The sequence below is a fragment of the Streptomyces sp. VTCC 41912 genome (assembly GCF_045799175.1).
Classification (GTDB): domain Bacteria; phylum Actinomycetota; class Actinomycetes; order Streptomycetales; family Streptomycetaceae; genus Streptomyces; species Streptomyces albulus_C.
In genome coordinates, this window is sequence record NZ_JBJMAB010000027.1 from 75,701 (window position 1) to 88,097 (window position 12,397).

Genomic DNA, 12,397 nt, shown 5'->3' on the forward strand with positions numbered 1-12,397 from the left:
ATGGAGACCGGCGAGCTGACGGCCGCCGAACAGCGGGTGTGGCGGGCCTTCGCCCACGGCACCGCGGTCGACTTCCGCGCGCACGAGGACGAGGTGGCGTCGTTCGGGAGCGCCTGGGGTGCGGACCGCACGGTGCGCGGTGAGGTGCTGCGCGCGCTCCTGCTGAGCGGGGCCTCCGCCGACGGGGCGATCGCCGGCCTCTGGGTGATGGGGGCACACGTCGCAGGACGGTTGGACCTGGCGCACGGGACCGTTGACGTCCCGATACGGCTGCTCGGTTGTCATTTCGCCCGCGCGCCGGACCTGTTCGGCGCCGGTCTGCGCCATGTGGATCTGAGCCGGTCCCACCTGCCCGGCCTGGAGGCCGCGGACGTCCGGGTGGAGGGGGCGCTGCGGTTGACTGCCTGCCACCTCACCGGCGCCACCCGGCTCGGCGGCGCCGAGGTCACCAGCAGCCTCCACCTCGATCGGGCGACGGCGACGGGACCCGTGTGCCTGGACGGCGCCCGCATCGGCGACGCCCTGGTGGTCAAGGGCGCCCGGCTGTCCGGCGGTGACGGGGTGGCGCTGAGCGCCGCCAACACGTCCGTGGGCGGCGGGGTCGTCGGCGCGGACCTCGACGCGCACGGCACGCTGCTGCTGACCGGCCTGCGGGTGGGCGGCACCCTCAACCTGGAGGGGGCCCACCTGGCCCGTCCGGGCGGTGCGGCCCTGGCGGCGGCCGTGCTGGCCGTCGGCCTCGACGTGCTCTGCAACGGCCTACGCGCCGAGGGCGAGGTGCGTTTCACCCGGTCCCGGATCGGCGGGCGGCTCAGCCTGGAGGGCGCCCGGGTCACCAACCGGGGGCAGGCGGCCGTGCGACTCGGCGGGGCCGTCGTCGGCGCGGAGGTGGCCGCGGCCGACCTGCGCACCGAGGGGCAGGTCAACCTCAGGGGCGCGACCATCACGGGCGCGCTGGCGCTCACCGACGCCCGCCTGTCGCACGCCGGCGGCGCGGCCCTCCTGGCCAGCGGGTGTTCGGCCGCACAACTCTGGCTGGACGGGACCGAGTTGGCCGAGGGCCATCTCTCCTTGCGGGGCGCGGTGTTCACCACGGTCCACGCCGCCCCCGAGACCTGGCCGGCCCAGGTGTGGCTGGACGGGCTCACCTACCAGGCACTCTTCCCCCGCCTCGCCCCCGCCCACCGCTTGGCTCCGCTCCGGCGCGACGGCGACGGATACGTGCCGCACTCCTACGAACAGCTCGCCGCCGCCTACCTGCGCCTCGGTGACGAGGCGGCCGCCCGCACCGTCCGCCTGGCCAAACAGCGCCACCACCGGTCCACCCGGCCCCGGTACGCCCGGATCTGGGGGTACGTGCAGGACGCCACCGTCGGCTACGGCTTCCGGCCCCTGCGCGCCACGGGGTGGTTGTGCGCCCTGCTGCTCACCGGTGTCACCGTGTTCGGCCTGCACCCGCCGAGGCCGTCGAAGCTCGGGGAGGGGCCCGACTTCAATCCGTTCGTCTACGTGCTCGACCTGCTGCTGCCGGTGGTCGACTTCGGCCAGGCGAAGGCGTTCCAACCGCAGGGCTGGTACCAGTGGCTGTCGTACCTGTTGACCGCGCTGGGGTGGGTGTTGGCCACCACCGTCGTCACCGGCATCACCCGCAGCGTGAGCCGCCCGTGAGCGTGGCCACCGACCGGCCCCCGTTCGGGCGCGTGTCCGGGCCGCCGTCCGTGGGCAGCCCTTGGGCATGGTCGAGCTCCCGCACGTCATCCGCCGGCGCATCGAAGCGCCGCACATCTGGTACGTCGCCACGGTCAACCGGGACGGGTCGCCGCACGTGAGCCCCATGTGGGTCGGCCTCGACGGGGACCTGGTGCTGTTCAACACCTCCGTCGGCCGGGTCAAGGAGCGCAACCTGCGCCGTGACCCGCGCGTGTGCCTGTCCCACGCGGACCCGGACGACCCCTACGACCGGGTGCAGATCCGCGGGCGCGCCGTCCGTTTCGTCGAGGGCCCGGAGGCGGACCGCACCATGGACGCGCTGGCCCGGGTCTACCGCGGCACCGACCGCTACGAGTGGGGAATCCCCGGTGAGGAGCGCGTCGTCGTCCTGATCGAGCCACTGCGGGTGAGCCGGGTGGTGGGGGTGGAGCCGCTGCCCAACGGGGCGCCCGGGGCCTGAGTCCGCTCCGAAGTACCGGGGAGCCGACGGACGTTGCGCCGCCCGTTCGGTCCGGAACCGGCTCCCCTACCCCCGTTCTGCCTGGTCACACGTGTCGCCCGCGGTGACCTCGCTCATGGGCAACTCCCGTGCGGAACCGTACGATTGCCCGCCGCTCCGGTCGGGGCGGTGGGCAGTCCTCGGAGGAACAAAAACCATGGCAGTACGAGCAAGGGGCAAGCTGGCGGTCTTCGGCACCGCGGGGGTGCTGGCCGCCGCGGTCTTCGCGGGCGGCGCCCTGTGGCCGGGCGGCAACGAGGCCGAGGCCGTCGGATCGTCGTCGCGGGTGGCGTCGGCGGAACTGAGACACTGGCCCGCGCCGGTGGCCGAGAAGCTCGGCGAGGTCATCACAGCGAACGAGCACAAGGGCGCCTACGCGGTCTTCGACGCGGACAACACCACGTACCGCAACGACTTGGAAGAGGCGCTGCTCCCCTTCTTGGAGAGGAAGGGCGTCCTGACCCGCACCTCCATGGCGCCGTCCCTGAAGGTCATCCCCTTCAAGGACACCGCGACGCACAAGGAGAGCCTGTACAGCTACTACAACCGCCTGTGCGAGGTCGACGACCAGGTCTGCTACCCCTGGGCGGCCCAGGTCTTCTCGGGCTTCACCCTCAAGCAGCTCAAGGGGTACGTGGACGAGCTGCTGGCCTACCGCAAGCCGATCCCCGCCGAGTACTACGCGGACGGCAAGCTCACCAGGACCCAGGTGCAGGCCCCCCGCTTCTCCCGCGGCATGCAGGAGCTCTACCACACACTGCGCAGGCACGGCGTGGAGGTGTACGTGGTGAGCGCGGCGTCCGAGGACTTGGTGCGGATGGTGCTGAGCGACCCCCGGTACGGGTACGACGTGAAGCCGGAGAACGTCATCGGCGTCTCCATGCTCCTCAAGGACCGCACCACGGGCGACGTCACCAGTGCCCGCAAGGAGATCGCGGCCGGTCGCTTCGACCCGAAGAAGCTCGCCGACCGGGAGTTGACGCCGACCCTGTGGGCCCCGTTGACCTGGTACGAGGGCAAGCCGGCGGCGATCAACACCTACATCGACGAGTGGCGCAAACCGATCCTCGCGGCGGGTGACACCCCCAAGAGCGACGGGCCGATGCTCTTCCATTCCACGGACGTGGAGCACGGTGGCGTCCGGGTGTGGGTGAACCGCAAGGAGAGCTCGATGAAGGAACTCGACGCGATGAAGCGCGCCAACGCCCAACGCCAGAAGGAATTGGGCCAACAGGTCACCGCCGACAAGCACTGGCTGACGGTGACGCCCGAGCAGATCGACTGAGGTAGCCCCGGCCACGTCGCGCGCCGGAGGGGCTGCGGCTTCCTCCGGCGCCCCCGGGGTAGGCATGTCTTGCTCCGGTTCGTCCCGGAGTCGACCGCCGGTCAGGCATCGACGGCCCGGAGGGCGCGCCGACCGGCGCACGACGGCCCCCTATGCTGGAGGCCGCCCGGCCGAAAATGACCGGGTCGACGACGCGGGAGGGGTTTGTGGCAGCGCTGGATCCGGACGACCCGCGTTCCATCGGCGGATACCAGTTGTTGGGGCGGCTGGGCGCCGGCGGCATGGGGCGGGTCTTCCTCGGGCGTTCGCCCGGTGGCCGCCAGGTCGCGGTCAAGGTGGTGCACGCGGCGCTGGTCGACCAGCCGGACTTCCGGTCCCGTTTCCGGCGCGAGGTGCACGCCGCGCGCGCGGTCAGCGGGGCGTTCACCGCGCCGGTGATCGACGCCGATCCGGACGCGCCCGAACCCTGGCTGGTGACCAGTTACATCTCCGGTCCGTCGCTGGAGCGCGCGGTCACCGACTGGGGGCCGATGCCCACGGCCCGGGTGTTCGCCCTGGCCGCCGGGCTCGCCGAGGCGCTGGTGTCGATCCACGGCGCGCAGCTCGTCCACCGCGACCTCAAACCCTCCAACGTGCTGCTCGCCACGGACGGGCCGCGGGTCATCGACTTCGGGATCGCCCGGGTCGTCGAGGGCAGTTCCCTCACCATGACCGGGTTCGCGCTCGGCTCTCCGGGCTTCATGTCGCCGGAGCAGGTGAACGGCGAGGAGATCGGTCCGGCCAGCGACGTCTTCTCGCTCGGCTCGGTGCTGACCTACGCGGCCACCGGCGGCAATCCGTTCGGCAACGGCCATCTGGCGTCCCTGCTCTTCCGGGTCGTCCACGACAGCCCCGACATCAGTCCGGTCGCCGACCCCGCCCTGCGCGCACTGATCAGCGACTGCCTGTCCAAGGACCCCGCCCAGCGCCCCACGCCGCGGGAGATCCTCGCCCGGTGCGGCGAGGCGGCCGGGGAGGCCGCCTCCGACGGCGGCGCCGCCGCTCCCTCGGGCGAGAGCCACCACACCATCGGCGGCACCCTGGACTCCGGTGCGCCGGGCGCGGCGACCCATCCGGGCCGCCGACCGGGCGACGAGGCGCCGACGGTGCCCGCCGCTGCCGCGTCCCGGACGCCGACCGCCCCGCCGACTCCGGTGCACAGCGCGCCCGCGCCCCCGGCACAGCCCGCACCGGGCAACGCCCCGGCTCCCGTGCCGAGCGTGCCGCCGACCCCGGTGCCGAGCGTCGCGGAGACGCCGGTGCCGAACGTCCAGGACACGCCGGTGGCGGGTTCCCTGCCGATTCCCTCGCAGGCACAGCCGCTTCCGGACGGGACGGCGGCCCGGCGCGGCCCCAGCCGCCGCACGTTGCTGATCTCGGCGGCCGCCGCGGCGGCCGTGGTGGCGGTGGGCGTGCCCGTGGCCCTCTCGCTCGACGAGCACGCCACTCCGTCACCCCAATCGCCCCAGTCGCCCCAGCCGACCCGGCCCGGCGGCCCGGGGCCGGTCGCGGTCTGGCGACTCGACGAGCAGGCCGGCACGTTGGCGGCGGACGCGGTCGGTGCCCACGACGGCACGGCGGCCGATGTCCGCTGGGGCATCGGCAACAGCGGCGCCGCGCTCTTCAACGGCGTCAGCAGCCAGATCATCACCCGCGGCCAGGTGCTGGACACCGGCCCGGGGCAGAGCTTCACGATCTCCGCCTGGGTCTACCTCACCAGCTCGAACGGCTTCGCCACCGTCATCAGTCAAGGCACCGACAGCAGTTCGTTCTTCCTCCAGTACTCCGGCGACGACCGCCGGTGGGCGTTCTCCCGGCCGGGCGTCCGGGCACTCGCGGCCCAGCCGCCCGCGCTGAACACCTGGACCCACCTGGTCGGGGTCTGCGACGCCGCCGCCCACCGGCTGCACCTCTACGTCAACGGTGCGCAGCAGGGCACCGCCACCGACACCCGGCCCGTCACCCGGCCCGGCCCGCTCATGATCGGCCGCGCCGCCCTGGGCGGCCGGCCCGTCGACTTCTTCTCCGGCGGCATCAAGAACGTCCAGGTCTTCGACCGGGCGCTGGGCCCGAAGCGGGTCGCGGCGCTGGCGCAGGGCGACGCGCAGTGAGCCGTGGCGGTCGGCCGGCCGCGCGGGTGCCCTCCCCCGGCCGGCCGGCGCCACGGGCGGGCGCCGGGGCCTGAGGTGCGGGGCGTCGGCGACCGGCGGTCGAGCGGCGACGCTCTCCGGTCGGTGCACCGCACCCCGAGTCAGCCCACCCGTTGGGCCAGCACCTGCCCGGGCCACGTACCGGACCGGAAGGGTTCGGTCGAGGTGAAGCCGTTGCGCTCGTAGAACGCGACCAGTTCGCCGCCGCCGCCCGCCCAGCAGTCGACGCGCAGCAGTTCCACGCCGGCCCGCCGGGTCTCCTCGACGGCGTGGGCCAACAGTGCCGCCCCGACGCCCAGGCCGGCGTGCCGGCGGTCGGAGACCAACAGCCTTACGTACCGCTCGGGTTCCCCGGCCGGCGCGATCGGCATCTGGGGGCTGGGGCCGGAGTCCAGCACCAGGGCGCCGACCGCGGTGCCGGCCAACTCCGCGATGTACGGGGCGTTCTCGGTCGTGTACCGCTCGACCCGCGCCACCCCGCCGGGCTTCTGCGAGTAGGGGGTGGTGCCCCACTGCTCGGTGTTGCCGCGGGCGTTCATCCAGGCCACCGCGGCATCGAGCATGCCGAGGATGGCCGGTGCGTCGGCCGGGCCGCCAGGTCTGATCCGTAGGTCACGCGTGGTGTCGTTCACAGCGGCACCCTATTGCCACGGGGATCGGCCGGCGACGCCGCTGGCCCGGACGGCTTGATTGGGGCTGCTGGGGCTGCTGGGGCTGCTGGGGCCTAACGTCCGGGCCCGTCTCCGTTGGCGTCGGGAGGTTCCGTCATTAGCGAGGCGTTATCGGTGCGCTAGTGATCCACGGCAGAGTCGGGGACGTACAAGGGCGTTGGTCGAGGGCCGCCGGAGCCTCCGGGCACCGGCGGCCCGTCGGACGGGGGAGCACGCATGCACGAGGTGGGACACTCCACGGAACGGGCGGGGCCCGCCCGTAGCGTTCCTCCGCCGTGCCGCGCGCACGCCGGGCGTCCCTGACGGGCCGTGCCGCAAGGGCACGCGGCGATGGGCCGTCGGGACGTGCGGCGCCCTTGACTGGGGGGGCCGGCTGCGCCGCGCTGGGGAGGCGTGGCGCAGCCGGCGACGCCGAACACCTCCCGGGTCACGGCCCGGGACCGCGGGGCGCCGGCCCTCCGTCGCCCTTCCCTTGGCCTTCCGTCGCTCCGCTCTTGCCGCTCCGTTGGCCTTCCGCCGAGAAGTTGCCCTTCTCGGGGGCGGGACGCGGCGAGCGCGGCACCAGCCTCCCCGCCTCCTTCTGGGCGTCCCAGTCACTCCGTTCTGGGTGCCCCACAGACCAGAACTCCGAACGAATGCGATGGGGATTGTCATGCGTGCATTGAGCCGCCGGGGCGTGTTGGGACTCGGGGTGGGAGCGGCGGCCGCACTCACCGTGGCCGGCTGTTCGCCCTTCGGGCCTTCGGGTTCCGACACCGTCGCGGCCAACCCCGGCGGGACGCCGGCCAAGCCGATCGGGGACGGCTCGACCGCGTTCACCGGGAAGCAGCCCCACCAGCCGCCGACGCCGCAGAAGTTGGAGCCGGGCCAGAAGCCGCCGCAGTTCGTCGTCTTCTCGTGGGACGGGGCGGGCGAGGTCGGCAACGGGCTCTTCCCGCGGTTCCGCAAGCTGGCCGCGGACCACAACGCCTCGATGACGTTCTTCCTGTCCGGGCTGTACCTGTTGCCCGAGCAGAAGAAGCGCATGTACCGCCCGCCGAACAACCGCGTCGGCGCCTCCGACATCGGCTACCTCACCGACGACCACATCAGGGCGACGTTGCAGAACGTGCGGGCGGCGTGGTTGGAGGGCCACGAGATCGGCACGCACTTCAACGGCCACTTCTGCGGAACCGCTTCGGGCTCCGTGGCGCACTGGACCCCCGCGCAGTGGAACGACGAGATCGAGCAGGCGGTGTCCTTCGTCAAGAACTGGCGGACCAACACCGGCTTCACCGACCTCGAGGCGCTGCCCTTCGACTACGACAAGGAACTGGTCGGCGGCCGCACGCCCTGCCTGCTCGGCCAGGACAACCTGCTGCCCACCGCCCGCAAGCGCGGCTGGCGCTACGACGCCAGCTCCCCGGGCGGCCTGCAGATGTGGCCCCGCAAGAAGCAGGGGATATGGGACTTCCCGCTGCAACAGATACCGTTCCCGGGTCACTCCTTCGAGGTCCTCTCGATGGACTACAACATCCTCGCCAACCAGTCGAAGAACTCCACCAAGGCGCCGCCGGCCAACTACCCGGGCTGGCGCAAGCAGGCCAGCGAGGCGTACATCGCCGGATTCCAGCGGGCCTACGAGACCAACCGCGCGCCGTTCTTCATCGGCAACCACTTCGAGCAGTGGAACGGCGGCATCTACATGGACGCCGTCGAAGAGGCGCTCAAGCACATCGCCGACGAGCGGAACAAGGACGTCCACCTGGTCTCCTTCCGCCAGCTCTGCGACTGGCTGGACGCCCAGGACCCGCAGGTCCTCGCCGACCTGCGCCGGCTCGGGGTGGGACAGCAGTTCACGGGACGCCGGTGACGGCCCCGGGGCACGGGCAACCGCGCCGTGCGGACGTCCCGGTTGCCGGGCCGGCGGCCGGGGCCGTGGCAAGGTGTGGGCATGTGCGGTCGATTCGTTGCCACCCGCAGCCCCCAGGACCTCAGCGGCCTCTTCCACGTCACGCAGTGGGATCCGGCGGACCTCGTCGCGCCCAGTTGGAACGTGGCGCCGACCGATGACGTGTGGACCGTGTGGGAACGCCTGGACCGCGGCACCGGGGCCGTGGAGCGGCAGTTGCGCGCGGTGCGGTGGGGGCTGGTGCCGTCGTGGGCGAAGAGCCCGGGCGTCGGCGCGAAGATGATCAATGCGCGGGTGGAGACGGTGCACGAGAAGCCGGCCTACCGGCGCGCGTTCGCCAAGCGGCGCTGCCTGCTCCCGGCGGACGGCTTCTACGAGTGGCAGACCCTCCCGGCCGCCGCGGGCTCGACGGGGAAGCCCCGCAAGCAGCCGTACTTCATCAGCCCGGAGGACGGGCAGGTGATGGCGCTGGCCGGCCTGTACGAGTTCTGGCGCGACCCGGGCGTGGCGTCGGACGACGATCCCGCGGCGTGGTGGACGACCTGCACCCTCGTCACCACCGAGGCCACCGACGCCGCCGGCCGCATCCACCCCCGCATGCCGCTGGCCATCGCCCCGGACCACTACGACCAGTGGCTGGACCCGGCGCACCACGACACCGACGAGCTCCGGGCCCTGCTGACCACACCGGCCGGCGGCCGGCTCGACGCCCGGGCGGTCGGCACCGCGGTCAACAACGTCCGCAACAACGGTCCCCACCTCCTCGACCCGCCCGGGTGACGTGCGCGGCCGACGTGCTCACCCGGCCGTTTCCGTCCAGGTGACCGGCAGCTCGTGGACGCCGTAGATGTTCATGTCGGTCCGGAGCTTCACCTCGTTGGCGGGGATGGCGAGTTCCAGGGTCGGGAAGCGGCGCAGCAGTCCGGCGAAGCCGGCGCGCATCTCGACGCGGGCCAACTGCTGGCCCAGGCACTGGTGGACGCCGTGGCCGAAGGACAGGTGGCCGCGGGCCTTGCGGTGGACGTCCAGGGTGTCGGGGTGCTCGAAGCGCCGGGGGTCGTGGTTGGCGGCCAGCAGCGAGACGACGACGGTCGATCCCTTGCCGATGGTTTCCCCGCCGAGTTCGATGTCCTCCGTCGCGTAGCGGTAGAAGACGTCGCCGACGGCCAGGTAGCGCAGGAGTTCCTCGACGGCGTCGGGCAGCAGGTCCGGGTCGGCGCGGAGTTCCGCCAGCTGGTCGGGGTGCTCCAGGAGCGCGAAGGTGCCCAGTGCCAGCATGTTGGCGGTGGTTTCGTGGCCCGCGAGCAGCAGCAGGAAGGCGATGCCGGTCAGCTCCTCGACGGTCAGGTCGTCGTGGCGGGCCAGGTCGGACAGGATGTCCTCGCCGGGGGTGGCGCGCTTGCTCGTGACCAGGTCGGCCAGGTACGTGGTCAGCGCCCCGTACGCGGCCATCTTCTCCTCCAGCGTCTGTTCCTTGACGAGGAACTTCGCGGAGTTGCTCTGGAAGGTGTCCCGGTCCTCGTAGGGGACACCGAGCAGCTCGCAGATGACCAGCGACGGCACCGGCAGGGCGAACTCCCGGACCAGGTCGACCGGCGGGGCCAGACGGGCCATCGCGTCCAGTTGCCGCTCGGTGACCTCGACGATGTGCTCTTCGAGCTGCTTCATGCGCTTGACGGTGAAGGCGCCGGTGAGCCTGCGCCGCAGCCGGGTGTGGTCCGGCGGGTCCATGGCGATGAACACGCCGGGGATCTGCGGGGACGGTTCGGTGGGGACGGGCATGCCGGGGGTCTCGTACGGCACGTGGACCACCCCGAGGTCCAGACGGGAGCTGAACCGGGTGTCGGCCATGAGCTGGCGGACCGCGTCGTAGCCGGTGACGAGCCAGCCCTCGTGGCCGTCGGGGAAGACCAGCGGGCTGACCGGGCGGGCCGCGCGCAGCCGGGTGATCGCGCGGGGCGGGTCGAAGGGGTTGGCATCGCGGTCCATGGGCAGGCCGTGCGGAACGGGCACCGACTGACGCATCACAGGTCCTTTCGTGGCGGGCTTACGGCCCTCACTCTGGCCGGCGGGCCTGACACGCCGCTGACACGGTTCTGTCACGGAGCGGGCGGGTGCCGCCGGCCCGGGTGCGCGGCGTCGCGCGGGCCGGTGCGGGCCGGTGTGGGCCGTTGCGGGGCGGCCGGCACGGCGACGCGGTTCACTCCCCGGGCCGCGGCCACCGCGGCAGGGCGACCCGCACCAGCAGCCCGCCGGTCGGCAGGGCCCGGGCCGTGACGGTGCCGTGGTGGCCGCGCACGAGGGAGCGGACGATCGCCAGGCCCAGGCCGTGGCCGCTGCGGTCGCTGGCCACCCGGGGACTCGCCCGGTAGAACGGCTCGAAGAGGCGGTCCACGAGGTCGGGGGCCACCACCGGGCCGGTGTTGGCGACCTCCAGGACGACCTCGCCGTCGTGCGCCTCGACGCGCACCCGCACGGTGCCGCCGGGCACGTTGTGGGTGCGGGCGTTGTCGACGAGGTTCACCACGAGTCGGTGCAGCAGCGTCGCGCTTCCGCTGACGCGGTGAGCCGCCCCAGTGTCGGGGGTGTCGGGAGTGTCGGGGGTGTCGCTGGTGAACGAGAGCGCGACGTCGGTCGGCTGCGCCGTGCGGTCGGTGCGCGCCGCGTGGACGGCCCGTGCGGCGACCTCGGCCAGGTCCACCGGTTCGGCGTCCGGGACCGCCTGGTCGGCCGCCGCGAGGTGGAGCAGCTCCTGCACCACGCGGATGTTGCGTTCGTTGGTCTCCCGCAGCATGGGGACCAGTTCCGCGAGCTCCGCCGCCGACGGGTCGACGGCGGCCACCTGGAGGATGGCCCGCGTCGTGGCGAGCGGGGTGAGCAGTTCGTGCGAGGCGTTCGCGGCGAACCGTTGGTGGGCGGCGAAGGACTCCTCCAGGCGGCCCAGTGTGGTGTCGAAGGTGTCGGCCAGTTCCCTCAACTCGTCCGCCGGGCCCTGGGCGTTGATCCGGTACGACAGGTCGCCCTCGCCCGCCTTGGCCGCGGCCCGATTGATGGTGTGCAAGGGGGCGAGCAGGCGCCGCGACAGGATCCAGCCCGCGCCGAGGCCGACGGCCAGGACGAGCAGCACGCCGCTGACGGAGACCACCAGGACCGTCGACCACACGTCCTCCTTGCTGCGGATCAGGCCGGACGTGTCGATCCGCCGCCCCTCCCGGAGCGTCGTGGACGGTGGGGAGTCGGGTGGCGGTCCGATCGCGTGCGGTGGGGTCGAGGCCGGGGACGGCACGTCGACGGGCGTCGTGAGGTCGTAGGTGGGCAGGTAGCGGATGCCGACGTAGATGATGGCGACCATCAGCGCCGAGCAGACCGCCAGTGCCCCGCCGAAGCCGAGGAAGAGCCGGGCGTGGATGCTCAGCGTGCGGGGCCGGCCGCGGACCCGGCGGAACCTCATGCGACGCCCAGGTAGTAGCCCGCGCTGATCGCGGTGTGCACGATGCGGGGCTCACCGAGCTTCTTGCGCAGGGTGTGCACCACGAGGCGCACGGCGTTGGTGAGCGGGTCGGTGTGGGCGTCCCATGCCTTGTCGAGCAGGTACTCCGGACTGAGCACGCCGCCGTCGGCACGCATCAGCAGCTCCAGGACGGCCAGTTCCTTGGGCGTGAGGCGGACCTCGGCGCCGGCGCGGGTCACCCGGCGGCGATGGGTGTCGAAGCTGAGGTCGGCGAAGGTCAGGACGGGCGGGTGGGCCATGGGGCTGCGCCGGTACAACGCCCGTAGCCGGGCGACGAGTTCGGGGAAGTCGAAGGGCTTGGCCAGGTAGTCGTCCGCGCCCAGGCCGAGGCCCGCCACCTTGTCGCCGAGCCGGCCCGCGGCGGTGAGCATCAGGATGCGGCAGTCCAGGCCCATGGCGACGATGCGGCGGCAGACCTCGTCGCCATGGACCCCCGGCAGGTCGCGGTCGAGCACCACGGCGTCGTAGTCGTAGACCGCGACCCGTTCCAGGGCCGTGGCGCCGTCGTGCGCGACGTCGACGGCGATGGACTCGCGGCGCAGTCCGAGCTGAAGGACGCGCGCCATGTACTGCTCGTCCTCGACCACCAGAACCCGCATGTGCGCCGGCCCTTTCCGTAGTTTCTGAGAATTCCGTGAAAA

At 72.8% G+C, this 12,397-nt stretch carries 10 protein-coding genes; 6 read left to right on the top strand and 4 right to left on the bottom strand.

Annotation, left to right across the window (positions count from 1 at the left end; genetic code table 11):
* From ACJ6WD_RS29295 to ACJ6WD_RS29310, 4 genes are all read left to right on the top strand, one after another.
* Complete coding sequence (locus ACJ6WD_RS29295; protein WP_407616854.1) at positions 1-1,668, top strand: membrane-associated oxidoreductase; 1,668 nt, start codon at positions 1-3, stop codon at positions 1,666-1,668.
* A 67-nt stretch (positions 1,669-1,735) separates the two neighbouring features.
* Complete coding sequence (locus tag ACJ6WD_RS29300; protein WP_407616855.1) at positions 1,736-2,170, top strand: PPOX class F420-dependent oxidoreductase; 435 nt, start codon at positions 1,736-1,738, stop codon at positions 2,168-2,170.
* Between the two features lie 196 nt (positions 2,171-2,366).
* Positions 2,367-3,494 (top strand): haloacid dehalogenase-like hydrolase, encoded by a 1,128-nt coding sequence (locus ACJ6WD_RS29305; RefSeq protein ID WP_407616856.1) that lies wholly within the window; start codon positions 2,367-2,369, stop codon positions 3,492-3,494.
* 206 nt (positions 3,495-3,700) lie between these two features.
* On the top strand, positions 3,701-5,644 hold the full coding sequence (locus ACJ6WD_RS29310; RefSeq protein ID WP_407616857.1) for a protein kinase domain-containing protein: 1,944 nt from the start codon (positions 3,701-3,703) through the stop codon (positions 5,642-5,644).
* Positions 5,645-5,784: 140 nt separating this feature from the next.
* On the opposite strand, the gene ACJ6WD_RS29315 is transcribed toward ACJ6WD_RS29310, so the two are convergent.
* Positions 5,785-6,315, bottom strand: coding sequence for a GNAT family N-acetyltransferase (locus ACJ6WD_RS29315; RefSeq protein WP_407616858.1), 531 nt, complete (start codon positions 6,313-6,315; stop codon positions 5,785-5,787).
* A gap of 691 nt (positions 6,316-7,006) precedes the next feature.
* Here ACJ6WD_RS29315 and ACJ6WD_RS29320 point away from each other — a divergent pair.
* Together ACJ6WD_RS29320 and ACJ6WD_RS29325 are read left to right on the top strand one after the other, a co-directional pair.
* Positions 7,007-8,206, top strand: a complete 1,200-nt coding sequence (locus tag ACJ6WD_RS29320; protein WP_331247288.1) for a hypothetical protein — start codon at positions 7,007-7,009, stop codon at positions 8,204-8,206.
* A gap of 81 nt (positions 8,207-8,287) precedes the next feature.
* Positions 8,288-9,025: an SOS response-associated peptidase gene (locus ACJ6WD_RS29325; RefSeq protein WP_407616859.1), complete on the top strand. Its 738-nt coding sequence runs from the start codon at positions 8,288-8,290 to the stop codon at positions 9,023-9,025.
* 18 nt (positions 9,026-9,043) lie between these two features.
* Here the strand turns inward: ACJ6WD_RS29325 and ACJ6WD_RS29330 are convergent, their stop codons facing one another.
* The 3 genes from ACJ6WD_RS29330 to ACJ6WD_RS29340 all read right to left on the bottom strand — a co-directional run bounded on the left by ACJ6WD_RS29330 (position 9,044) and on the right by ACJ6WD_RS29340 (position 12,355).
* Complete coding sequence (locus tag ACJ6WD_RS29330) at positions 9,044-10,270, bottom strand: cytochrome P450 (protein ID WP_407616860.1); 1,227 nt, start codon at positions 10,268-10,270, stop codon at positions 9,044-9,046.
* A 175-nt stretch (positions 10,271-10,445) separates the two neighbouring features.
* Positions 10,446-11,696: a sensor histidine kinase gene (locus ACJ6WD_RS29335; RefSeq protein ID WP_407616861.1), complete on the bottom strand. Its 1,251-nt coding sequence runs from the start codon at positions 11,694-11,696 to the stop codon at positions 10,446-10,448.
* A complete protein-coding gene (locus ACJ6WD_RS29340; protein ID WP_233657436.1) occupies positions 11,693-12,355 on the bottom strand; it encodes a response regulator transcription factor in 663 nt (220 codons plus the stop codon). Before ACJ6WD_RS29340 ends, ACJ6WD_RS29335 begins: the two co-directional genes overlap by 4 nt.
* Positions 12,356-12,397: the final 42 nt, after the last annotated feature.